Source organism: Thauera sp. AutoDN2 (assembly GCF_051280715.1).
Classification (GTDB): domain Bacteria; phylum Pseudomonadota; class Gammaproteobacteria; order Burkholderiales; family Rhodocyclaceae; genus Thauera.
In genome coordinates this window covers 14567-35825 of the sequence record NZ_JBNCAR010000034.1, presented here as the reverse complement: position 1 = coordinate 35825, position 21259 = coordinate 14567, and the positions used below count along the sequence as shown (strand labels likewise).

The window sequence follows — 21259 nt, the reverse complement described above, 5'->3', positions numbered from 1 at the left end:
CCGACCACGTTCTTGCAGAACTGGATCGAACGACAGGATCAGCAAGAAATGGCAGCATGAGGACGACCGCTTGGAAGGCGGAAAACGTAGGGCACCTCAACTGAAGTCAATGCTGCCGATGAAATCACGGATGGCCTCGCGCGTCGTGAAGCGTGCTTCGGCTGCACCGGGGGCACTGATCGACTCGATCGACAGCGAACCCAGCCCCTTGCGTGCGCGACTGCCCAGCGCTCCGAACACACCTAGCGCGATCAGAGCCTGCCGCACCGAATGGAAGTCCTGCACGCTGGCCTGTGGCTTGAGTTGCACGTTCACCAAGACCTTTCCTGCAGCGATGTAGCCACGCAGCACGCCGTCTCTGAAGTGATAAAGCCCTTGTCCAAGCAGATAGCCGACCTGGGAAAGTTGAACCTTCTCTGCGCTCTCCTCACTCGCGAGTTCGCTGGAAATTTGCACCAAGCTCTGCCGTGAATCCTTGCCATCGCTTGCCAAACCGAACAAGCGACCTTCTTCGTCATGCAAGGCCTCGAGGGCCTGCGTAGGCTCACCACCTGCAGCCTTCAGCAGACGGCCCCAATTCAGCGCCCGCCACCAAAAACGCAGCGCTCCCTTGAACGAGGCATTACGAAACTGCTTCTTGTCAACCTGCTGGCCTTCGCCACCGAGAAACATCGGCGTAGTGATCCGGTACTTTGCGGTGAGGGTTTGTGGTCGCGTAAATTCCATCATCTTCGGCCTTCCTCCTGTCATTTCATCTCGATCGATCCGCTGCAATCGCGATCATTCTGACATGTCAAAGAAGTTTATTTGATGTGCTTCGGCTGCACGCAGACTGCGCCGGGCTAATCAGCCCGCTGGCGTCCAGAGTCGCAAAGTTCATCCCGCGCCACGCCCCCCGAAGTGCGAGACGCCCGCAGGTGGGGCTGCCCATCTCGGGTGAGCACGAGTGGATTGATGCTGGGCACCGGTGCAATCCATTCTCTCGCTAGACGCCACCCTTACGGTCGCCGACAAGCTTGCGACAAGCGTGCGCAGCGCGACCACGGACGCACACTAGCCCCCTGATCAACAAGAACCGAGCACGGCCAGATTTCGCGAGGATTGACTCATGTATCAGATCGAAAACCACCGCCACGAAGGATGCACCTGTGACCGCTGCGGTCGCTCGATGCCAGTGAACAGCTACGAATACCAGGAGCATCTGTGCATTGACTATCACGCCGGCTACGAAAGCGTATTCGGTGACGGGAACATCGTCGAGGGGCAGTTTTGCCAGCACTGCATCCTCGCATGCCTTGGCGAATGGCTTCGGGTCCGCGAAGTGCCCGAGCGCGCACCGAAGGGAGCCTATCAGGCACACCAGCGTCCGCCTAAACGCGGCATCAGCCTGCTGTCGAAATACGACACAGACGAAGGAGTGGGCCACACCAACAATGACAACCGCACGGATTTCGACTGATGAAGCTGACCCCCGCAAAACTGCTGATCACCACGCTCACAGCGGCTTCCCTGCTGCTCTGCGGATTGTTCGGCTATCTATTCTGGCTCTCTTCCCGCATGCATGATGCGACCCTTATCCTCAAGCCGGGCGGCTGCGACACGGTGCGCCATCTTGGCCTCACGGCCATTTCCACGGAGCCAGACGGGGTGTGTTCAATCGAAGCTCGTTACCGCGCTGGGCGCAACTCCGACACGCTGTACCTGCAGATCAGCCAGCGCGGGAGGAGCATCGAGATGGACCTCGCGCGCTCGGAGGTCCTCGCCTTCAGAACGCAGCATTGAACCACGCATCTCCAGAGGAAGATGCAAGGCCGGACACAAAAACACTCAGGAAAACACGTTCGTCATGACCCAACAGACCAAATCAACGCAAATCGTTCGAGGCCTTTGCCACTTGCTCGTTGGCGCCGCCCTGCTGAACCTGGGAAATCGCTGGGTTCTGCAGCCCTACATTTTTCAGTCCGGCATTCGGTCCGAGGTCTCCACGCTTTGTCGCGGGCTCGACGCGTGCCACAGCGTGGAAGGCTTTCTGGTGCTGAGCGCAAGCACGGGCCAACCGGAGCGCCACCTCGTGATCAATATCCGTCGCGATGCGCAGCCGCGCGCCATCGCCACCATGCGCAAAGACATGCTCGCACTCTTGAAGGAACGCGCGGAGCAAGCCCCCGGCTTTTTGCGTCGTACCTACAAACCGCTCATCACACCGGAGTTTCGCCATGCACGGTAATCACCAGCTCTCCTTCCCGGCCAAAATCGCCATCTTCATCCTGGGTGTGAGCATGGTCGTTTCGGGGCTGCTCGCGTTGCCAATGCTGGCGTCCCGGTTGTTTCCTGCCGATGGTGTCTTCCCTTCGCAGGACAGCTACTTCCTCTATGCAACCGTGATCCAGGTGCTGCTGGTGTTCGCCATGAGCACGGCAACCGCCTTGGTCGCGCTGGGCCGCGACCCCTGGCAGGTTGCCGCCGTGATGACTGCCGTGCCCGTAGCGATCGTGCTTACCCTTGCTGGGACGGCGTTTCGCCTGTTTCCGGACTTCGTGATGCTCGGCGTCGCTCTCCTTGCAATGTATGCAGCGGAATGGATGTGCAGCCACGAGGGCTCGACTGTCGCGCATAGTCCAGCGGCTACGGTCGGCAACCAGAAAGCGCTGGCTCAGATGCAAGACCTTGAGCTCGGCGACAACGACCTGCACGCTCGGGCTGCGAGGCGCTTTCCGGCTCGTCGCGTACAACGGACTTTCCGCGACATGATCGGCATGATTGCGGTCAAGGAGCGCCTCCTAACCGCCGGAAACGAAATCTTGGCGACCCGCGCAGGTACGCCAGCGGCCCGTAACGGGGTTCTGCTGTTCGGTGAGCCCGGCAACGGCAAGACCGTATTTGCCGAAGCGCTTGCGGGCGAGCTTGGCCTTCCGATGATCACGGCCACGTTCGGCGACGTCGCTTCCCGCTGGATCAACCAGACGACCGAACAGGTCATGCAAGCGTTTCGTGCCGCACATGCACAGGCGCCTTGCGTCCTGTTTCTGGATGAAGTCGACAGCCTGATCCGGGACCGTGCACACGAGGCGGGCACAAGCGAAGAGAGCGCACGCACGACGAACGCGCTCCTCACCGAAATCGTCCGCGTGCGAGACAGCCGCATCGTGCTGGTGGCCGCCACCAACCATATCGACCGACTCGATCCTGCCGCAATCCGTGAGGGCCGCTTCGACTACCGGGTCGAAATCACGCCGCCGGATGGACTTGCTCGCGCCGGGCTTCTGCGTAGTCAACTCGACGCATTGTGCATGCCCTTCGAGGATCAGGCGATTGAAACCGCCGCGGCTCGCTGGGATGGCTTTTCCGTTGCGCGCATTCGCGCTGTGGCAGAAGACGCAGGACGCAGCGCGCGCCTCGAAGGTGCGGTCAGACTCACGTATGCCCACCTGCAGGCCGCGCTCCGCCGGGTTCAGGGACGCGCCGGCCACCTGCCCGCCGACACCCCGGATCTGGACGGACTTACGCTGCCGGAAGCACTTCATCGCACGCTCGTCGGCCTTGCAGAGCGCATGCGCAAGGTCGAGCAACTAGAGGCATTCGGGGCACGACTGCCAAGTGGCGTGCTATTCCACGGCGAGCCGGGGACAGGCAAGACCATCGCTGCGCGCGCACTGGCACGCCACGCTGGCTGGGCCTTCCTGGCGGCGACGGGTAGCGAGTTGCTGCACGCCCCCGAGCGTATCGACGTACTGAGCAAGCAGGCGCGCGACCTGCGGCCCGCGATCGTGTTCATCGACGAAGCGGACGACCTGCTGGCCGACCGCCAGTTCGGCAGCTTGGCGACGAGCGCCACCAATCGCCTGCTCAGCTCAATGGATGGCGCAGGCGGCCAGTGTTGCGACGTCGTCTGGATCGCAGCGACCAACCACCCGGAGCATCTCGACCCCGCAGCGATGCGTGGCGGCCGGTTTACGGTCAAGGTCGCATTCGAGCGTCCAGACATGGACACGGTCAAAGCGTTCGTGACACGCTGGATCGGTAACAGCAAGGCGCCTTTCGCCCGGGACGCAAGCCCTCAGGCGATCGCGACCCTCGTCGCCGACGAGCCTCTGGCGAACGTGCAGGCGGTGCTGCAACATGCAGTCGACGTGATGGTGGAGCGCTGGATTGTCGAACGCGAGCCCGGCACCTGCGAGGTTTCCCTCGCACATCTTGCCGACGCGCGCCAAGCGGTGCTGGGACGCTGAACCCCAACACGCGACAAGCTTGCCATCCCCCAGGCGCTCAGCCCAAGAGGACCATACTTCTACTCCACTTCAACGGAGGAAGGCATCATGAGACTCGCGGGCGATCGACTCGAGCTAAGCGCGGTAGAACGCGAGCTGCTTGCAATCGGGCGCGGGGATCAGCCGGAACCCGAATGCACCATCGAGCCTTTTGTCGAGTGGTTGCTAGAACCGATATCCGAGCATCTTCCCGCGCTGAGGCACGGCGCCCGCATGGCCCTACGTGAGCGCTTCTGCGAAGCCTTTGCGAATCCAGACGCAGCGCGCGACGGCGCCAGCATCATCTGGGCGGTCACGCGCCATCCGGGTGCCTTGGCCTGGCTGCACACTCAGGGCCTACGTCCGCACCGGATCGTGGCGCACCTGCACGCACATGAACCTGCCCGCGGCGATGTGGTGGCCGGCGTGCTGCCACTATCGCTCGCCGCAGTCCTGCATGCCCGCGGAGTTCGCTGCGTCAATCTCTCGGTCGAACCGAGCGCACTGGACCGCGGCCGGGAACTCACGCCTGCTCGAATGCGCGAGTGCGGCGCACGGCTCGAGGTGATCGACTCGATCAGCGTGTCCGCAGTCTGAGCACGCAAATCTAAAAGCCCCTTGCGCGAAGATTGCTTTGAACGGACTCAAGAAGCCACCCGAACCCACCGATCCGCTCTCGGAGGATCCCCCTCCCCGTCGAGCGACGAGACATGCGTCTGGCGGCCGTCTGGAGCGGTGATCACCGCCTCTCGATCAATAGGGCGCGCACGGCGCCAGATCGAGATATCAAGCAAGATACCCATCACGACTCTCCTGTGAATCCGGAGAACCCTTCCCAGCCGGGAAAAGCGCTCCGGTGGGTTGATGGATGTCCTGTAAGAACAACAGGACTCTTGGAATGCTGGATGAACAGTTGCCCGTGCGGCTACGCCAGTTCGCTGCCACAAGGACTGAGCCTCGACGGGACAAGCCGATCAGTCACTCACCCTTCCGCGCGTGGCCTTGATCGACGCCCGCCGCGCTTTCCCCTCCAGTCTGCGGGCGACCGACGCACGCGTTGGCCGGGTCGCACGACGCGCCTTCGGGGGCGCAGCCACACCTTCGATCAACTCTTCCAGCCGGCGCAGCGCCTCGGTGCGGTTCTTCTCCAGGCTGCGAAACTTCTGCGCCTTGATGATCACCACGCCCTCCTTGCTGATCCGATGGTCGTGCAGGGCGAGCAGTCGCGTGCGGATGTCCTCGGGCAGGCTCGATGCCGCGATGTCGAAGCGCAGATGCACGGCGTTCGACACCTTGTTGACGTTCTGGCCGCCCGCACCCTGCGCACGGATCGCGGTGATCTCGATTTCGTCGGGCGGGAGGGTGAAGCGGATCGTCATCTCTCAGCCCCGGCGCCCCGTCGCACAGGCATCAGCATCCCCGGGCAGCGGCCAGGCATCTCGGCAGCTGCGCCTTCGACGCGCGCTGGATCTGCCGCAGCAGTGCGACCGACACCCTGGGCACCTGATGCCGGCGCCGCAGCTCATCCTCGAGCCGCAGCAGCAGGCTCGCGGCCATCTCGGCATCGGCCAGCGCGCGGTGGTAGCGCCCGGCGACCGGCAGGCTGGCGTACTCGACCAACGCGCCGAGCTTGTGACTGGGCGCGAGCGGCAGCAGACGCCGGGACAGCAGCAGCGAGCATACGAAGTCCTGCTTCCTGCTGCGCTGGATCCGTGCCAGCTCAGCGTCCCAGAACTTGGCGTCGAACGAAGCGTTGTGGGCGACGATCGGCATGCCGCCGACGAAATCGAACACCTCACGCATCACCTCGCCCGCCGAAGGTGCGCTGCGGACCATGGCGTTCGTGATCCCGGTCAGCGCCTCGATGTAGGCAGGAATCCGCACACCCGCGTTCATCAGGCTCTGGTAGCGGTCGACCACACGACCGTCCTCCACGATGACCGCTGCGATCTCCGTGGCGCGATCACCCTGCGCGGGAGACAGCCCCGTAGTCTCGAAATCAATGACTGCGACCGCTTCCATACTCCGCACTGTCCTATCGTACGTGGCGCATGGAGGCATGCGCACCTTGGCGACCGGGCTGGATTATAGGCAGGGTGGCCAGCACCCGACGACCCCGCATTGCTTGCTGCGCCTGTGGCCTGCGCCTTGACAACCCAAACGCATCTCCGATTCAACCCGTCCATCGCGCCGATTTGAAGTTCAGCTTGCGGGCGCGTACTAAATGCAGCTATCGCAGCCATCCAAGACCCGCTGAGCCTGCATGGCTAACGGGTCTTTTGCTTTTTGCAGCACCTCACGGGCGCCCAGCGCCTGACCCCCAGCCAGCGCGAGACGCTCGGCAAGTTTGTTCCCAAGCCCTTTCCTCTTGCACATACCGGCACGCCCGCTCGCCACAAGTCGAGCGAGCCCCTGCCGATCCGCCCAAGTTGGCTCGGCTGGCGTTGAGCCGGGTCACACGAGGAGAACATCAGCATGTGGCCCTACGCAACCCCGGGGTTAGCAGCCGCCGAGTGGCAACTCAAGCGGAGACTCGCCAGAAAACGAAAAACCCGCAAAGCCAGTGGCAGTGCGGGTTTCAGCGTTTGGTCTGGCGGAGACGGAGGGATTCGAACCCTCGATGCGAGTTTTAGCCCGCATGCTCCCTTAGCAGGGGAGTGCCTTCGACCTCTCGGCCACGTCTCCATCAGGAAGGCGCGATCATAGCGAGTTCAGTTCTGCCGGTCAAACACTGATCGAGCGTTTGCTCCGGCCGCGGCTACGACCATCACTCCCTACCGCAAGCAGACCATCCCCACCGGAAACCGCACGCCCAAGCCGCCACCCGCCGTTTTGGCATCGCCCGACTCGAAGAACCAGAACGCCTCCGGATGGGGCCACAGAACACCAGGCTGCGCTTCAGAGCACCAGACTGAACCAACCGTGCCAATGTCCTATCAAAGCACTTACCAACCACCGCGCGAGTTTATCCAAACCACGAGCTTCCAGGACGGATGAGAATCTGCGTAAGGCGAATTGGATATGCTATTTCAAATTCCACATAAACGCGAAATTCGAAAATGCATTTTGAAAGATTGCTGACCTATACTGCATGCACTCTATGACTTTGGTCATAGATTCAGATCTATTCCGCGCAGAAGCGCGTAGCTCCGACCCGGGTCGGAGAATTTTTCGAGGGCCCCGTAATGAAAGCAACAGAGAAACTTGATGTTCGTGAAATTCGCCGCAAACTTGGATTGAACCAGTCGCAGTTCTGGTCAAAGATCGGCGTGACGCAAAGCGGCGGTTCCCGCTACGAGAGCGGGCGCAACATTCCCCGTCCCGTTCAGGCTTTGCTTCGCCTCGTTCATGTCGAGCAGGTCGACATCGAGAAGGTCAAGCGCGACGACATGGAAGTGGCCGAGTACCTCAAGGCCAGCAATCCGGAGTTGTACAAGTCGTTGAAGAAGGAAGCGCGCGCAAAACGCAAGGAGCGCTGAGCGCCGGCACGCGGGATCGCATCAGGGGCTGACACGAACGGTCAGCCCCTTCTGTCGTATACGGTCAGCGATCTGCTCGATCTCTGCCTCGCTGAGGCGGGAGACATGCACGGCCTCCGGTTGCCGGGACGGGCGTGCCACGCCGTACAGCAGCACCCCTTTCAGGCGTGCGATCCCGGCCTGAGCGAGCACATCCAGATACGCATCCAGCTCGGCCTCCTCAGGCGCTGCACCGTCCCAGCGGAACACGCAGGTCTGCACCCAGGTCGGGCAAAGTTCCGCGCACCGTGCCAGATTCCGTGCCACGGCTGCAGGTTCAAGGCGCACCCCGTTGATGCGTTCGATTCCGGCAGTCGTACCCGCGTCGACCTTGAACCACACCTCCCCGCCACCGGCGCCCAGCCTGCGCACGCCGTCCTGAACCCGCGCCTGCGCCAGCAGACTGCCGTTGGTGATCAGCCGCACCGGCACCGCATCGGCAGCAAGCCCGAACGCATCGCGAACGCGAAGCACCCGGTCCACCGCCTCGGCAAAGACCTCCGCACTCGTCGGTTCGCCATTGCCCGAAAAGGCGATGTCTCGAATGACGCGCGAGCCTTCGGGCACGAAGCGCTCCATCCAGTCCCCATGGATCAGGTCTGCCAGGAATCCGGAGAGTTCGTGCTCGAGGAGTAAAAGATCGATGTCGGGCGCCTTGCCGCGCACCAAGTCCGGCACCTGGCAATAGGCACAGTGCCAGTTGCAGGCGTTGTTGGGGTTGAGGTTGATGCCAACCGACACCCCTCCAGCACGACGCGAGAGCACGGGATAAACGTAGGTCAGCCCGGCAAGGTCCCGGTCGTGCTGGCTGACCTTGAGTGTATCGAGCGTTCCAGGCGGAATGGAATGTGCAGAATTCATCGTTTTGTCAGACACTTGCGGAAACCACGCGACGCCAGTGGGCAGGCGGCGCGTTATAATCTGCGCCCCTTCCGGAGAGCCAAGCCATGCGCATCACCCGCCGCCTCGAATTCGACGCCGGACACCGCATTCCCGATCATGCCAGCCAGTGCCGGCACCTTCACGGCCACCGCTATGCGCTGGAGGTGACCCTTTCGGGCAGCATCATCAAGGCCGATGGGGCACCGGTCAACGGCATGGTGATGGATTTCGCCGACGTCAAACGTATTGCCAACGAACTCGTCGTCTCGCGCTGGGATCATGCCTTCCTCGCCTACCGTGGCGACAGCATAGTGATCGAGTTCCTCGCAAGCATGCCCGGGCACAAGACCATCGTTCTGGATGTGGTCCCGACGGCCGAGAACCTCGCAGCCGAAGCCTTCCGCATTCTGGAACCTGCCTATCACGACGTCTACGGAAACGATCTGCGCCTCGAGCGCGTGCGCCTGTACGAAACGCCCAACTGCTGGGCCGACGCCGAGCGCGAATGCTGAAGCCGGGTAACTGAGGTCACGGGGTAACGCCAACGCCTCGCAGCCAGGCTGCACATGCACGCCGACGGTCACATCAGGGCTTTAACGCCAGGCCTGCGCGCCCTCGGTTCAGGGCTTCCAGGGCAGCGCACGAATCGGTGTCGCATCGGCCCTGTGGCGCCGCCAGTTGTCACGATAAGCGCGCGCAAGCGGGCAATGTTCGCGCACGATCAGAATGTTCTCGGCATTACGATTGCGCGCCGACCACGTGAAATTGTACGAACCGGTGAGCACCGCACAACCCGGCCCTTCGGCATCCACAATCAACACCTTGTTGTGCGCCGCGCTGTATGCAGTCTCGAAGGCGACGGGCACCCCGGCCGCGAGCAGACGGCCAATGGCATTGCCCTTTTCCCGCCGGTTCATCTGCGCATCGGCCAGGACTTCGACCTTCACTCCACGGTGATGCGCAGCCACCATCGCGTCAGCGATGCTGCGGCTTGTGAAGGCGTAAGCATGCACAAGCAGACTCTTGCGCGCATCCTGGACAAGCCCGATGAGCACCTTTTCTGCATCGTCGCGCGGTGAGAACGCCAGCTCGATCTCACCTTCGGCCGCAAAACGCTGGCTCGCATGCGAGGCCTGCAGGCCGATCGCGAGCAGCACGCAGGCGACGAGGCGGACCGAAGACCGGCCCCGACCAGCTGCCGTCACCCGCGTTCTCCTGCTCGTCCGCGGCGAATCAGGCGCCCTCACTGCGCTCGAACACTGCAGCGAAAAAGCCATCGGTGTCATGAACGTGGGGCAGCAGACGCAGGCGTTCGCCGGTTTCGATCTCCACACCCTGACGGGCGAGGATCTCCTGCGCCGAAAGGGCACGGAAGCCGGGATGCGCGGTGAGGAAGGCATCGGCGATGGCGTCGTTCTCTTCGGCGAGCAGGCTGCAGGTCGCATAGACGAGCCGGCCGCCGGGACGCACGAGGCGCGCAGCCGCTGCGAGGATCGATGCCTGCTTGGACGTCATCTCCGCGACCGCGGCGGGCGACTGCCGCCACTTCAGGTCGGGGTTGCGGCGTAGCGTGCCCAGGCCGGTACAGGGCGCATCGACCAGCACGCGGTCGGCCTTGCCCGCAAGCCGCTTCACCTTCGCGTCGGCCTCGTGCGCAATCAGCACCGGATGCACGTTCGACAGGCCTGCGCGCGCCATGCGGGGCTTGAGCTTCGCAAGGCGCTTTTCCGAAACGTCCAGCGCATACAGCCTGCCTGTGGAGCGCATCATTGCGCCCAGTTGCAGCGTCTTGCCCCCCGCTCCGGCGCAGAAATCCACCACCAACTCGCCACGGCGAGGCTGCACCAGCAAACCCAGCAACTGGCTACCCTCGTCCTGTACCTCGAAGCCCCCCTCGAGAAACAGCGGGTGCTTCTGCAAGGCCGGCTTGCCCGCCAACCGGATCGCTTGCGGCGACAGCCTGCCGGGCGCTGCGGCAACCCCCTCCGACTGCAGCCGCGCCAGCACCTGATCCCGATCGGCTTTCAGCAGGTTCACGCGCAGATCGAGCGGAGCGGCCCGGTTCAGGCCATGGGCCAGCGCAACCAGTTCTTCCTCCCCCATCTGCACGGCAAGACGATCGGCCAGCCAGTCCGGCAGATCCGCACGTTCGGCCAGCGAAAGCGCACCCACCTCGGCCGCCTTCACTGCAGCGACCCAATCCCGCTCGGTGGGACTGACCAAGCCTTCGAAATTGCGCAGCGGCCAGCCCTCACCCCGCGCAAACCACGCCAGCAGCAGCATGCGCGGGGTGGCCTCCTCGCCGGCAAGACGGCGCAGCCAACGCAGCCGGCGCAACACGCCATACACCGCCTCGGCGATAAAGCCCCGGTCGCGGTGCCCCAACTCGCGGTTCTCGCGAAAATGGCGCGATAGCACCGCATCGGCCGGATGCTCGAAGCCGAGCACCGCCCCCAGCGCCTGTGCGGCATGAATGAACAGGGGGCGGGATACCGCCCCCTCGGCTGCCTTGGTCTTGATCGTCTTGCTCATTTCAGTTCTTTTCCGGTTTCTGCGCTGCCACACCAAGTTCGACGCGCACGGCGCGCTGGTCCAGGACACCGCCCTTCTCGTCCTCGATGCGGATGCGGACCGGCAGCATGCCGTGCCGCGGGGACAGCCAGATGTTGATGTCCAGTTCGCCTTGCTCCGCCCAGGCATGGACGCGCACGGTGTCGACCTCGCCCATCGCAAGCTTCAGGCGCTCGGTGCCGGCTGGCTCAAGCTTAGCCTGCTTGATGCTCTTGTTTGTCACCACGGTCAGATGGACGGCTTCACCACGCTCGGCAACGCGGCGCGCCTGGTGCCACAGGCTCAGCACATCCTGGTCGCCAGCGCGTATGGTGCCGCTCTTTCGCTCCTGCCCGTCGCGGCGGACGCTGACCCGCCCCTGCGACCAGTCGAAGAGCGCACTCTCGGGCTTGCGCCCACGCTGTTCCACGCTGAAGAGCTCTGGCTTGAGCCCATTGCCATCACGCGTTCCGGTGCTGCGCTGCGCATACTCAAGCCCGAACAGCCCGGCGAGCCCCTTCGCCTCCAGCGTGAGTGAAAGCTCGTACCGGACACCATCGTACTTCCATACATGGCGAGCCTCTCCGACCTTGAAACCCTGCGACCCGTAATGCACGTCGAACAAGATCCTGCCCGCTGGCGGTGCTGCGCTCACGGCCACTGCGGGCACCACGAACAGCAATGCAAACACTGTGGAAAACACGCGCAGGATCCGCACGATCATGCCGCCCCCTCCGGCGCCGGCACGAGGAGCGCCACATCCGCACTTTCCGGCAGCCCGCGGACCTCGACCCGGTTCCCCCGCACCGCGAGCCGGTCCTCGACGAACCAACGGACTGCCTGGGGATAGATGCGATGCTCCTGGGCCAGCACACGTGCGGACAACGCGGCTTCGTCATCCCCGTCCAGCACCGGAACTGCGGCCTGGATCACGATAGGTCCATCATCGAGCTCGGCGGTGACGAAGTGCACCGTCGCGCCATGCACCCGCACCCCGGTTTCCAGCGCGCGCCGGTGTGTGTGCAGGCCCGGGAAGGAAGGTAGCAGCGAGGGGTGGATGTTGAGCAGACGCCCTTCGTAGCGGCGCACGAAGCCGTCGGTCAGCACGCGCATGAAACCGGCCAGTACCACGAGGTCGGGCGCATGCGCATCGATGCATGCGGCGAGCGCAGCATCGAAGGCGGCGCGGTCGGCAAAGGCGGTGTGGTCGACCACTTCGGCGGCAATTCCATGTGCCTGGGCGAACGCCAACCCGCCCGCGCCGGGACGGTTGCTGATGACCGCGGAAATCTGTGCGCCCGGGATGCCGGCACGCACGATCGCTTCCATGTTGCTGCCGCGGCCAGAGATCAGAATGACGATGGACTTCATTGCGAATTGGAAAGGGAAGGATATAAGGGCAAGACGCTCGCTTTGCCCGAGCGTTCAGTAAACAGGCAGGAATACCGCCGTCGCGAGGTTCTGCACCACGCGCGTGACCGTGCGGTCGGTTTCTTCCTCGACGACATCGGCGAGCGCATCGAGCAGGCCGATGATGCGGCCGAACTCGCGCTCGAAGCTCAGGTTCGACAGCTCGCCCATCTCGTTCGAGAGCAGCAGCAGGTGCCCCTGGGCATCCCGGGCATTGGCCAGCTTCCAGGCCACGATCTCGACGTTGCGGGCCGCATTGTAGATGTGCTGGGGCTCCAGATCATCCAGCATGTAGAAACTTTCCCGGTCGCCGAGCGCAGCCTGCACCATGCTGGCAAGCCCCACAGCCAGCGCCTGCACGCGATCGCCGCGATAATCCGGGTGCAGCGCGACGTGCATGGCATCGATGTCGCGCCGGTAGCCGATGGACGCAAAGCGCCAGCGATGCTTCTGCTCGAAGATGCGGACCACCGCCGCCTCCATGCTGCCGGTGTCGCTCTTGCGCCATTCGCCCGGATTGCGCCGGTAAAGCTTCTCGGTGAGCCGGCGCACGCTGGCCAGCACGTGCACCTGATGGGTTTCCGCAACGCGATTGATGTCCGTCTTGGCAAGCTGGCGCAGATCGAAGCCGGCGCTTCGCATCAGCGTAGGCGCGGTGCCCGGTGAGGAGCAGGCCATCAGCAAGATGCCGACGAGCGACAGCGCAAGCCACCGGCCGCAACCGCCCTCCGCCCCCAAAACTGCGGCCTCGCTCATCTCCATCCCCCTGCGCCACAACCTCTTGCCGCGATCATAACCCGGACCAGCTGATCAGACCGCAGCCGGGGCCCCGTATAATGCCGGGCCGATCGTGCCGGACGCGCTCATGCCCCATATCCATCGCCTTCCCGACCTGCTCGTCAACCAGATCGCCGCCGGCGAAGTGGTCGAACGTCCCGCCTCGGTGCTCAAGGAAGTGCTCGAGAACGCAGTCGATGCGGGTGCGCGAACCCTGGAAGTTCAGCTCGAACAGGGCGGCGTGCGCCGCATCCGTGTGGCGGACGACGGCTGCGGCATCCCCCACGATGAACTGGCGCTCGCGCTCGAGCGCCACGCTACCAGCAAGATCTCCAGCCTGGACGATCTCGAGCGCGTCGGCACCATGGGCTTCCGCGGCGAAGCACTCGCCGCCATCGCCGCGGTCGCACGCACCAGCATCACCAGCCGGGCGCAAGGCGCAACCCATGCCTGGCGCATCGACGCCGGCCGCAGCGAGCCGGAGCCGGCCGCACTCGACCAGGGGACCGTGGTCGATGTCGCCGACCTGTATTACAACACGCCGGCACGGCGCAAGTTCCTCAAGACCGAAGGCACCGAGTTCGCCCACTGCGACGAGATGTTCCGCCGCATCGCACTCGCCCGCCCGGACCTCGGCCTGCAACTGACGCACAACGGACGCGTGATCCATCGCCTGCCGCCGGCACCGGCCGCCACACGCCTCGCGGCACTGATGGGCGACGACTTCATTCGCAACGCGCGTGCACTCGACGCCGACGCCGGCCCCCTGCGGGTCAGCGGTTTCGTGTCGCTGCCCGCCTACTCGCGCGCGAGCCGCGACGCGCAGTACTTCTTTGTCAATGGCCGCTTCGTTCGCGACAAGTTGCTCACCCATGCGGTGCGCGAGGCCTATGCCGACATCCTGCACGGCAGCCGCCACCCTGCCTACGTCCTGTTCCTCTCCATGGATCCCGCCGGGGTGGATGTGAACGTGCATCCAGCGAAGATCGAGGTACGCTTCCGCGAAGCACGCGCGGTGCACCAGTTCGTCTACCACGCACTCAAACGCGCACTCGCAGAGAGCGGCGCGGGGCGGCCCCAGGGCCTCACGGACGAAGCCGGTTCCGACCTGAGCGGGCAGTCTCCGACGGGTGTAGCAGCGCACCCGATTTCCGCCCCGCGGGCGGGCATGCAAGCGGCCTGGCCGCCCGCCCGCGCCCATCAGGGCAGTCTCGCCATGGAGCCTGCCAGCCGCAGCTACCTCGACTTCGCGCTGGGCGCGCGCCCGGATGCCTTGGCGCGGTCGAGCCCGCCTCCGGCAGGCTCCGTCTCCACCACTTCCACGAGCGACACCACCGCGCCGGCCGGTGCCCCCGGTGCTGCACCGCCGCTGGGCTTCGCGCTGGGCCAGCTGCATGGGGTCTACATCCTGGCGCAGAACGCGTCCGGGCTGGTTCTCGTGGATATGCACGCCGCGCACGAACGCATCCTGTACGAGCAGCTCAAGACCGTGCTGGATGGCCGGCCTGCGGTACAACGCCTGCTGATTCCAGCAGTGTTCTCCGTCAGCGCAAAAGACATGGCCGCGGCCGAAGAGTGCAGCGAAGTGCTGGCCGGCATGGGCTTCGACATCGGCGCAGCCGGACCGCAGGAGTTGGCGGTACGCAGCGTTCCTGCGCTGCTCGCACGCGCGCCAGTCGCCGAACTCGTGCGCGAGTTGCTGCAGGAGTTACGCGACTTTCCCGCCACCGAGGTCGTCACCGCACGGCGCAATGAGTTGCTCGCCACCATGGCCTGCCACGGCGCGGTGCGCGCGAACCGCCAGCTCAGCCTCCCCGAGATGAACGCCCTGCTGCGCGACATGGAAGCGACCGAGCGCGCCGACCAATGCAACCACGGCCGTCCCACCTGGACGCAGTTCAGCATGGCGGAGCTGGACCGCTTTTTCATGCGCGGACAATAAGGCAGACAGCGAGGCAGGGACCAAGGCAGGCACCACCCCGATCGCGGAGCGCCGCTTGCGCCGCGCTCAGGCGCGATAGACCAGCACCCCCGCCACCACGAGCACAACCGTCGCCCAGCCCAGACGGTCGACATACGTGCGCAGCGCCGCTTCCATGCGCGCACCGCCCCAGGCCATCAGGCCGGCGACCAGAAAGAAGCGGGCGCCCCGACCCACCATGGATGCGAGCGTGAACGGCAGCAAGGCCATGCCCGCCACGCCGCCCGCGATCGTGAACACCTTGTAGGGAATCGGCGAAAAGCCCGCCACGAAGATCGCCCAGAAGCCCCAGTGCTCGAACCACGCAACCGCCTGCTCGTAGGCGCTCCAGTAGTGGCTCGTCCTCAGCCACGGCTCAACCAGATCGAAAGCGTAATGGCCGATCAGGTAGCCGAACAGCCCCCCCAGCACCGACGTCACCGTGGTGAGTAAGGCGAACCACCAGGCCCGCCGCGGTTCCGCCAGGCTCATCGGCGCGAGCATCACGTCCGGCGGGATCGGAAAGAAGGAGGACTCGGCAAAGCTCAGGACACCGAGAAACCAAGGCGCACGACGATGGCGCGACCACGACATCGCCCGTTCATACAGCGGAGAGAAGATCTTCAAAACACGGCCCCGAAGGATGCGCACCGGCCTCGGCCCGGATGCGAAGGTGCCGAATGATAACCGCAAGCACCCGCCCCCGTGCGCGGACATACTCTGTGCTCGACTCCACGGCAGACGAGGTCCGCACGCACGGAAAGAGCACCCGTCGCCGCAGTTCAACGACGTTTCACGACAATCCGTGGTTGCAGCATCCGCAGCAACCGATGACAATCCCTCCGCCATATTCTCTGCGACTCACGATGGAACAACGCCGCATTCGCCGCACGTCGCTTCGCGTCGTGCTCATCGTCCCGTACGTCGTTCTCGTACTCGGGCTGGCGCTGGCCATCGGCCTGCTCTCCTACGACACGGGCCGACGCGCCGTCTCCACCGTATCGGAACAGTTGCTGCTCGAGGTCGTGGGGCGCATCGCACAGGCAGTCGACCGCCACATCGTCGGTTCCGGTGCAGTCCTCGAGACGGCGTTCCCGCAGGGCTTGCCTGCACCCGCAGAGATCCAGGAGGATTTCCACGAACTGCGCGCACGCTTGTGGATCGCCACCGCCATCCACACCGACCCGAACAACTACGTCTACTACGGCAACGAGATGGGCCAAGGGATCGGCCTGTATCGGCACAACGGGGAAGACGTCGAGTTGCGCATGAAGCTCAAGGCGGACGAACACCGTGCGATCTATCGCTTCAGCGGGATCGACGGCCCGCTCGAATTCATACGCCGCGAAAAGAACCTCTTCGACCCACGCACCCGTCCGTGGTACACCGACGGACGCGACTCTTCCTCCGACACTTGGACTTCCGTCTACATCGACTTCGGCACGCTGCAACTGGTCGCGACCCGTGCCCGTAGCGTCCCGACCCCGGGAGGCGTCTTTGCAGGCGTGGTCGCGACGGACGTGTCGCTCAAGGCGCTCAACGACTTCGTGTCACGGCTGACAGTCTCCCCCAACGGCGTCGCCTTCATCATCGAACCCGATGGCAATCTGATCGCATCCTCCGCCAGCGAAAACGTGATCACCCTGCCCGACGGCACGCACGGACGCATCGCTGCGAGCGAGAGCACACATCCGCTCGTCAAGGCGAGCTATCAGACGGTACGCGAACGCATCGAAAACCGCACCGACGAACGGCTACCGCGCGTGTTCGAGTTCACCGACCACTCCGGCAGCCTCATCTACGCGGCGTTCGATCGGGTCCAGGACAACGCAGGGCTGGACTGGATCACCGTGGTTGCGATGCCGGCCAGCGACTACCTTGGCGGCGTCTTCGAGAACGTACGCCGCACCGTCGCCCTCGCTGCGCTTGCTGTGGCCGTCGCCATCGCCATCGGGCTATCGATCCTGGGCTGGGTATCGCGCGACCTGCGACTGCTGTCCGCGATTGCCGGGCGGGTGGGCGATGGGGACCTGAACAGCCCGGTGAACATCGATCGCAGCGACGAGATCGGCGAACTAGCACGCAACTTCGAGCGCATGCAGGAACGCCTGCGCACCGACCGCCTTACCGGCCTCGCCAACCGCGAGGCGCTGGTCCAGGGCTTGCAGCGTCGCATCACGGACATCCGCGACGACCGCCGCCACCCCCACCTCGGCGTGTTGTTCATCGACCTGAACCGGTTCAAGGAAATCAACGACTCGCACGGACACGAGGTGGGCGACCGCGTCCTGAAGGAGATCGCCGCCCGCTTAAAGCAGGCGGTGCGAAGCGAGGACCTGGTCGCGCGCTATGCGGGCGACGAGTTCGTCATCCTCGTCGACCGGGTGCCTGATCGCGAAACGCTCGAAAGCGTCCGTGCGCACATCGACACGGTACTCAGCCAGCCCCTTCATGTCGACGCGCTGCCAAGCATCCTGGCCGGGGGCGCAACCGGCTGCGCGCTCTACCCCGACGACGGCGACAGCGCTGAAGGCCTGCTGCGCCACGCCGACCACGCGATGTACGCCAACAAGCAGGGACGACGCCAGGAGGCCAGCGACTGACGCCGGCTTGTCCCCAGCCAGCGTGAACAGCGACCGGGATAAGCTGTGGACAAGTCATCCAACTCCCTGTCGTGTAAGCGTTCCTCTGCAGCGCCTGTTTTTTGTGCAGCTCGGACCCCGGAACTATTTCGCATTCTTCAGCACGCTGAAATTGAAGCCTGGCGTGCGTTCTGTTAGCTTCCGGGTAGCGCGTAACAAGCAGTTTCAATAACAAGCCACGCCTGCGTCATGAAGGGAAATGACAAAGGCAATTCGATTGCGGAGATCCCATTCAATGAAGAAATGCCTCACCGCCGCTGCGGTTGCAGCCACAGCCCTGCTGGCGACCGCATGCGCCACGCCCTTCGCTCCTGCGCCACTGGCGACCAACTTTGAAACAAGCAAACAGCACAAGCTGCAGGCAGCGGCGCACTGGAACGCAATTGCCAAGGACGTGGCCGCAAAGCTCTCCGCCCGCCTCCCCGAGAACACCCCACTTTTCGTCAACCAGCACGCTGACGCATCCCCCTTCGAGCGTGCCTTCACGAGCCAGCTCATCACTGCCCTGATCGACGGCGGACATGCCCTGATGCGCTCTCCCGAGGGTGCGCTTCGCGTTGGCGTAGAAACCCAGGCCGTGCCCTTCTCTGCGGACCGGCCCCAGTACCGTCATGCTGGCACTGCAACGACGCTGGGCGCAGGTCTGTGGGTGCTCTACGACATTGTCGAGTACGCGTCCAACGGCCCGGCAAAGGCCGCGCTGCTCGCACTGGGCGGTGCGGATGCCCATGCGTGGTTCCAATCCGAGTTCGCGGACGGCACTACACCGTCCATGGAAATCATCGTCAATACAACGGTCAGCGACGCGAATCGTCACATCGCGCGCAACACCAGCGTCTATTACGTTGCCGACGCAGACCAAAGCCTCTACCTGTCGCGCGACGAAAGACCGAAGCCCATCATGAAGACCTTCCAGGTCGTGGGAGGAGAATGATGCTGATGCGCAAACCCCTCCTTGCCGCGCTCGCGGGCGCCGTTGCCCTGTCTGCCACTGGCTGCGCCACCAACGCGGTCAATGCGCGCCAGGACCTGACCTGGGAACAGGCCGCGGCCAATCCGCTCATTCCTGCCAATTACGCTGCTGCAAGCAAGCTGCTTGGCAGCCTGCAGGGACAACTTGCTAAGGACCAGCCGCTGATCGTCGCCACAGTGGTAAACATTGACGCACTCGACCGCTCGTCGACGCTGGGCCGGGTAATATCGGAACAGGTTTCGGCACGCTTCACGCATGCTGGCTACCGTATGATCGAGATGAAGTTCCGCAATAACGTTTATATGGCCCGCGACCAGGGCGAACTGATGCTCACCCGCGAGATCCGCGACATCGCGAGCTCGCACAACGCCCAGGCTGTTATTGTTGGCACCTATGCACAAAGCAGCGAGATGGTGTTCGTGAACCTCAAGGTAATCCAGCCCGAGACCAACGTCGCGCTCGCCGTGCACGACTACGCGCTGCCGCTCGACGGCATGACGCGCTCAATGCTCAAAGCCAACCGCTGATCCCCTGCAGGACCGCAGCGCAAGGGGGCGCGCCCGAATGGGCCCGCCCCTTTCATTTACGGCACGCCCGGCGCTTTGGGGGATAATCCCGCCCACGCCCACTCTTCGCCGCACCGTGTCCCAGCCTGCTCCTTCCGCGCACACCGATCTCATCTCCGACGCCCGCCCCGTGGCCAAACGGGACGCCGCTCACCTGCCCCCCGCCCTGTTGCTGCTCGGCCCGACCGCCAGCGGCAAGACGGCCTGCGCACTCACGCTTGCACGCGCATTGCCGGTGGAGATCATCAGCGTGGACTCCGCGCTGGTCTATCGCGACATGGACATCGGCACCGCCAAGCCGAGCGCGGCCGAGCGCGCGGAGTGCCCGCACCACCTGATCGACGTAGTGACGCCCGAAGCGTGCTATTCCGCGGCGCGTTTTCGCGCCGACGCAATACGGCTGATGGGCGAAATCTCCGCCCGCGGCCGCATCCCCCTGCTGGCAGGCGGCACGATGCTCTACTTCAAGGCCCTGCACGACGGCCTCTCCGACCTGCCCGCCGCCGACCCCGCCTTGCGCCACGTAATCGACCAGGAGGCCGCCGAGCGCGGCTGGCCGGCCCTGCATGCCGAGCTTGCCCGCCTCGACCCCGCAGCCGCTGAACGGCTGGAGCCGGGCGACGCGCAGCGCATCCAGCGCGCACTCGAGATCGTCCGCCTCACTGGTCGTCCGCTTGCGGAGAGCTATGCCCGAAAAGAGGACGACGCCCTGCCCTGTCGCCTGCTGCCGATCGCGCTCGCCCCCACCGACCGCAGCGTGCTGCATGCGCGCATCGCCGACCGCTTCGACGCCATGCTGCACGCGGGCTTCATCGACGAGGTGCGCCAGCTGCGTGCCCGCTACCGGCTCGACCCTGCCCTGCCCTCGATGCGCTGCGTAGGCTATCGTCAGGCATGGGAATACCTCGACGGTAAAATCGGCTACGACGAACTGCGCTTCAAGGGCATCGCCGCCACGCGCCAGCTCGCCAAGCGACAACTCACCTGGCAACGCCAGTTCCGCGAAACCTGGCCAGAGCTCGAAGAGCTGGACTGTCTGCGCCCCGACCTTCCCCAGGCCGTACTGAACGCCGCGCTGCGGCACCTGCCCCCCCCGGCCCCCACCACCTGAAGGAACCCCCATGGACGAACAGATCATCGCCGACATCGAGCAGTGGCTCGACCAAGTCGTCATCGGCCTGGACCTCTGCCCCTTCGCCGCCCGGCCGCGGCGCGAGAAGCGCGTGCGCATCGCGGTCAGCCACGCACGAAACGCCGAGGTCCTGCTGGACGACCTCCAGGCCGAACTCGAGCACCTCGCCGACACTCCGGTGGAGGCACTCGAGACCACCCTGCTCGCCATCCCGGACATGCTCGGGGACTTCGCCGAGTACAACGACTTCCTCGACGCGGTCGACCTGTGGATGGAGCAGTTCGGCTGGGAGGGCGAGCTGCAGGTGGCGAGCTTCCATCCTCAGTACCAGTTCGCGGATACCGAGGCGGACGACCCCGGCAACCTCACCAACCGGTCGCCCTGGCCCTTGCTGCACATCATCCGCGAGGAAAGCCTGGAGAAGGCGATCGAGCATTATCCCGACATCGAGGGCATCCCCGAGCGCAATGTCGAGCGCATGAAAACGCTCAGCCCAGAGGAGCGCGCCCGGCTGTTCCCGTATCTGTTCGGCTGAGCAGCGCTCGAAACGGGGGCGGCCGCGCTGGCCGCGCACCCAAAGCGGGAGTAGACTGGGTTCAAGC

At 64.5% G+C, this 21259-nt stretch carries 23 protein-coding genes and 1 tRNA gene; 13 read left to right on the top strand and 11 right to left on the bottom strand.

Features of this window, described 5'->3' with window-relative positions; translation table 11 throughout:
* Nucleotides 1-96 precede the first annotated feature (96 nt).
* Nucleotides 97-729: a type III-B CRISPR module RAMP protein Cmr1 gene (gene cmr1 / locus ACPT9U_RS15135; protein WP_435751512.1), complete on the bottom strand. Its 633-nt coding sequence runs from the start codon at nucleotides 727-729 to the stop codon at nucleotides 97-99.
* A gap of 379 nt (nucleotides 730-1108) precedes the next feature.
* Between cmr1 and ACPT9U_RS15130 the strand changes: the two genes are divergently transcribed.
* The 5 genes from ACPT9U_RS15130 to csx16 all read left to right on the top strand — a co-directional run bounded on the left by ACPT9U_RS15130 (nucleotide 1109) and on the right by csx16 (nucleotide 4844).
* Nucleotides 1109-1459 carry a hypothetical protein gene (locus ACPT9U_RS15130; RefSeq protein WP_435751511.1) on the top strand — a complete coding sequence of 117 codons (351 nt, stop codon included), beginning with the start codon at nucleotides 1109-1111 and terminating at the stop codon, nucleotides 1457-1459.
* The gene (locus tag ACPT9U_RS15125; protein WP_435751510.1) at nucleotides 1459-1782 is read left to right on the top strand and encodes a hypothetical protein; all 324 of its coding nucleotides are present in this window, start codon (nucleotides 1459-1461) and stop codon (nucleotides 1780-1782) included. Before ACPT9U_RS15130 ends, ACPT9U_RS15125 begins: the two co-directional genes overlap by 1 nt.
* Before the next feature lie 64 nt (nucleotides 1783-1846).
* On the top strand, nucleotides 1847-2227 hold the full coding sequence (locus tag ACPT9U_RS15120) for a hypothetical protein (RefSeq protein WP_435751509.1): 381 nt from the start codon (nucleotides 1847-1849) through the stop codon (nucleotides 2225-2227).
* Nucleotides 2217-4229 carry an AAA family ATPase gene (locus tag ACPT9U_RS15115; protein WP_435751508.1) on the top strand — a complete coding sequence of 671 codons (2013 nt, stop codon included), beginning with the start codon at nucleotides 2217-2219 and terminating at the stop codon, nucleotides 4227-4229. The genes ACPT9U_RS15120 and ACPT9U_RS15115 overlap by 11 nt, the downstream gene beginning before the upstream one ends.
* A gap of 87 nt (nucleotides 4230-4316) precedes the next feature.
* Nucleotides 4317-4844, top strand: coding sequence for a CRISPR-associated protein Csx16 (csx16, locus tag ACPT9U_RS15110; RefSeq protein WP_435751507.1), 528 nt, complete (start codon nucleotides 4317-4319; stop codon nucleotides 4842-4844).
* A gap of 377 nt (nucleotides 4845-5221) precedes the next feature.
* Here csx16 and arfB read toward each other — a convergent pair whose 3' ends face one another.
* From arfB to ACPT9U_RS15095, 3 genes are all read right to left on the bottom strand, one after another.
* On the bottom strand, nucleotides 5222-5626 hold the full coding sequence (gene arfB, locus ACPT9U_RS15105; protein ID WP_435751506.1) for an alternative ribosome rescue aminoacyl-tRNA hydrolase ArfB: 405 nt from the start codon (nucleotides 5624-5626) through the stop codon (nucleotides 5222-5224).
* Nucleotides 5627-5657: 31 nt separating this feature from the next.
* Complete coding sequence (locus tag ACPT9U_RS15100) at nucleotides 5658-6269, bottom strand: 3'-5' exonuclease (protein WP_418363071.1); 612 nt, start codon at nucleotides 6267-6269, stop codon at nucleotides 5658-5660.
* 569 nt (nucleotides 6270-6838) lie between these two features.
* Nucleotides 6839-6932 (bottom strand) — tRNA-Ser (locus ACPT9U_RS15095).
* 500 nt (nucleotides 6933-7432) lie between these two features.
* Here ACPT9U_RS15095 and ACPT9U_RS15090 point away from each other — a divergent pair.
* Nucleotides 7433-7726 (top strand): helix-turn-helix domain-containing protein, encoded by a 294-nt coding sequence (locus tag ACPT9U_RS15090; RefSeq protein ID WP_418363072.1) that lies wholly within the window; start codon nucleotides 7433-7435, stop codon nucleotides 7724-7726.
* A 21-nt stretch (nucleotides 7727-7747) separates the two neighbouring features.
* On the opposite strand, the gene ACPT9U_RS15085 is transcribed toward ACPT9U_RS15090, so the two are convergent.
* Nucleotides 7748-8626, bottom strand: a complete 879-nt coding sequence (locus ACPT9U_RS15085; protein ID WP_435751505.1) for a radical SAM protein — start codon at nucleotides 8624-8626, stop codon at nucleotides 7748-7750.
* 86 nt (nucleotides 8627-8712) lie between these two features.
* On the opposite strand from ACPT9U_RS15085, the gene queD reads away from it, so the two are divergent.
* Nucleotides 8713-9159, top strand: a complete 447-nt coding sequence (queD, locus tag ACPT9U_RS15080) for a 6-carboxytetrahydropterin synthase QueD (RefSeq protein ID WP_418363074.1) — start codon at nucleotides 8713-8715, stop codon at nucleotides 9157-9159.
* 108 nt (nucleotides 9160-9267) lie between these two features.
* Here the strand turns inward: queD and ACPT9U_RS15075 are convergent, their stop codons facing one another.
* From ACPT9U_RS15075 to ACPT9U_RS15055, 5 genes are all read right to left on the bottom strand, one after another.
* Nucleotides 9268-9804 (bottom strand): phospholipase D family protein, encoded by a 537-nt coding sequence (locus ACPT9U_RS15075; RefSeq protein WP_435751504.1) that lies wholly within the window; start codon nucleotides 9802-9804, stop codon nucleotides 9268-9270.
* 76 nt (nucleotides 9805-9880) lie between these two features.
* Nucleotides 9881-11179, bottom strand: coding sequence for an RsmB/NOP family class I SAM-dependent RNA methyltransferase (locus tag ACPT9U_RS15070; RefSeq protein WP_418363076.1), 1299 nt, complete (start codon nucleotides 11177-11179; stop codon nucleotides 9881-9883).
* Nucleotide 11180: 1 nt separating this feature from the next.
* The gene (locus ACPT9U_RS15065; protein ID WP_418363077.1) at nucleotides 11181-11921 is read right to left on the bottom strand and encodes a DUF3108 domain-containing protein; all 741 of its coding nucleotides are present in this window, start codon (nucleotides 11919-11921) and stop codon (nucleotides 11181-11183) included.
* Complete coding sequence (purN, locus tag ACPT9U_RS15060) at nucleotides 11918-12568, bottom strand: phosphoribosylglycinamide formyltransferase (RefSeq protein ID WP_418363078.1); 651 nt, start codon at nucleotides 12566-12568, stop codon at nucleotides 11918-11920. The genes ACPT9U_RS15065 and purN overlap by 4 nt, the downstream gene beginning before the upstream one ends.
* A gap of 54 nt (nucleotides 12569-12622) precedes the next feature.
* Nucleotides 12623-13363, bottom strand: coding sequence for a hypothetical protein (locus ACPT9U_RS15055; RefSeq protein ID WP_418363079.1), 741 nt, complete (start codon nucleotides 13361-13363; stop codon nucleotides 12623-12625).
* A 109-nt stretch (nucleotides 13364-13472) separates the two neighbouring features.
* Between ACPT9U_RS15055 and mutL the strand changes: the two genes are divergently transcribed.
* Nucleotides 13473-15326, top strand: a complete 1854-nt coding sequence (mutL, locus tag ACPT9U_RS15050) for a DNA mismatch repair endonuclease MutL (protein ID WP_418363080.1) — start codon at nucleotides 13473-13475, stop codon at nucleotides 15324-15326.
* 66 nt (nucleotides 15327-15392) lie between these two features.
* Here the strand turns inward: mutL and ACPT9U_RS15045 are convergent, their stop codons facing one another.
* Nucleotides 15393-15971, bottom strand: a complete 579-nt coding sequence (locus tag ACPT9U_RS15045; RefSeq protein WP_418363081.1) for a YqaA family protein — start codon at nucleotides 15969-15971, stop codon at nucleotides 15393-15395.
* A gap of 239 nt (nucleotides 15972-16210) precedes the next feature.
* Between ACPT9U_RS15045 and ACPT9U_RS15040 the strand changes: the two genes are divergently transcribed.
* The 5 genes from ACPT9U_RS15040 (at nucleotide 16211) to ACPT9U_RS15020 (ending at nucleotide 21192) form a co-directional block, all read left to right on the top strand.
* The gene (locus ACPT9U_RS15040; protein ID WP_418363082.1) at nucleotides 16211-17947 is read left to right on the top strand and encodes a diguanylate cyclase domain-containing protein; all 1737 of its coding nucleotides are present in this window, start codon (nucleotides 16211-16213) and stop codon (nucleotides 17945-17947) included.
* A gap of 274 nt (nucleotides 17948-18221) precedes the next feature.
* Entirely contained in the window at nucleotides 18222-18920 is a 699-nt protein-coding gene (locus ACPT9U_RS15035; RefSeq protein WP_418363083.1) for a hypothetical protein, read from the top strand.
* Complete coding sequence (locus ACPT9U_RS15030; protein WP_418363084.1) at nucleotides 18917-19486, top strand: FlgO family outer membrane protein; 570 nt, start codon at nucleotides 18917-18919, stop codon at nucleotides 19484-19486. The genes ACPT9U_RS15035 and ACPT9U_RS15030 overlap by 4 nt, the downstream gene beginning before the upstream one ends.
* A gap of 169 nt (nucleotides 19487-19655) precedes the next feature.
* Nucleotides 19656-20636: a tRNA (adenosine(37)-N6)-dimethylallyltransferase MiaA gene (gene miaA / locus ACPT9U_RS15025; protein ID WP_435751503.1), complete on the top strand. Its 981-nt coding sequence runs from the start codon at nucleotides 19656-19658 to the stop codon at nucleotides 20634-20636.
* A 10-nt stretch (nucleotides 20637-20646) separates the two neighbouring features.
* Nucleotides 20647-21192: a DUF1415 domain-containing protein gene (locus ACPT9U_RS15020; RefSeq protein ID WP_418363086.1), complete on the top strand. Its 546-nt coding sequence runs from the start codon at nucleotides 20647-20649 to the stop codon at nucleotides 21190-21192.
* Nucleotides 21193-21259: the final 67 nt, after the last annotated feature.

What these genes read in the sequence shown, in the direction of transcription:
- queD (WP_418363074.1), top strand. Translation starts at nt 8,713, where the DNA reads ATGCGCATCACCCGCCGCCTCGAATTCGACGCCGGACACCGCATTCCC.
- cmr1 (WP_435751512.1), bottom strand. Translation starts at nt 729, where the DNA reads ATGATGGAATTTACGCGACCACAAACCCTCACCGCAAAGTACCGGATC.
- ACPT9U_RS15070 (WP_418363076.1), bottom strand. Translation starts at nt 11,179, where the DNA reads ATGAGCAAGACGATCAAGACCAAGGCAGCCGAGGGGGCGGTATCCCGC.
- ACPT9U_RS15090 (WP_418363072.1), top strand. Translation starts at nt 7,433, where the DNA reads ATGAAAGCAACAGAGAAACTTGATGTTCGTGAAATTCGCCGCAAACTT.
- purN (WP_418363078.1), bottom strand. Translation starts at nt 12,568, where the DNA reads ATGAAGTCCATCGTCATTCTGATCTCTGGCCGCGGCAGCAACATGGAA.
- ACPT9U_RS15020 (WP_418363086.1), top strand. Translation starts at nt 20,647, where the DNA reads ATGGACGAACAGATCATCGCCGACATCGAGCAGTGGCTCGACCAAGTC.
- ACPT9U_RS15065 (WP_418363077.1), bottom strand. Translation starts at nt 11,921, where the DNA reads ATGATCGTGCGGATCCTGCGCGTGTTTTCCACAGTGTTTGCATTGCTG.
- ACPT9U_RS15125 (WP_435751510.1), top strand. Translation starts at nt 1,459, where the DNA reads ATGAAGCTGACCCCCGCAAAACTGCTGATCACCACGCTCACAGCGGCT.
- ACPT9U_RS15100 (WP_418363071.1), bottom strand. Translation starts at nt 6,269, where the DNA reads ATGGAAGCGGTCGCAGTCATTGATTTCGAGACTACGGGGCTGTCTCCC.
- ACPT9U_RS15035 (WP_418363083.1), top strand. Translation starts at nt 18,222, where the DNA reads ATGAAGAAATGCCTCACCGCCGCTGCGGTTGCAGCCACAGCCCTGCTG.
- ACPT9U_RS15130 (WP_435751511.1), top strand. Translation starts at nt 1,109, where the DNA reads ATGTATCAGATCGAAAACCACCGCCACGAAGGATGCACCTGTGACCGC.
- ACPT9U_RS15040 (WP_418363082.1), top strand. Translation starts at nt 16,211, where the DNA reads ATGGAACAACGCCGCATTCGCCGCACGTCGCTTCGCGTCGTGCTCATC.
- ACPT9U_RS15030 (WP_418363084.1), top strand. Translation starts at nt 18,917, where the DNA reads ATGATGCTGATGCGCAAACCCCTCCTTGCCGCGCTCGCGGGCGCCGTT.
- arfB (WP_435751506.1), bottom strand. Translation starts at nt 5,626, where the DNA reads ATGACGATCCGCTTCACCCTCCCGCCCGACGAAATCGAGATCACCGCG.
- mutL (WP_418363080.1), top strand. Translation starts at nt 13,473, where the DNA reads ATGCCCCATATCCATCGCCTTCCCGACCTGCTCGTCAACCAGATCGCC.
- ACPT9U_RS15055 (WP_418363079.1), bottom strand. Translation starts at nt 13,363, where the DNA reads ATGAGCGAGGCCGCAGTTTTGGGGGCGGAGGGCGGTTGCGGCCGGTGG.
- ACPT9U_RS15085 (WP_435751505.1), bottom strand. Translation starts at nt 8,626, where the DNA reads ATGAATTCTGCACATTCCATTCCGCCTGGAACGCTCGATACACTCAAG.
- ACPT9U_RS15120 (WP_435751509.1), top strand. Translation starts at nt 1,847, where the DNA reads ATGACCCAACAGACCAAATCAACGCAAATCGTTCGAGGCCTTTGCCAC.
- csx16 (WP_435751507.1), top strand. Translation starts at nt 4,317, where the DNA reads ATGAGACTCGCGGGCGATCGACTCGAGCTAAGCGCGGTAGAACGCGAG.
- ACPT9U_RS15115 (WP_435751508.1), top strand. Translation starts at nt 2,217, where the DNA reads ATGCACGGTAATCACCAGCTCTCCTTCCCGGCCAAAATCGCCATCTTC.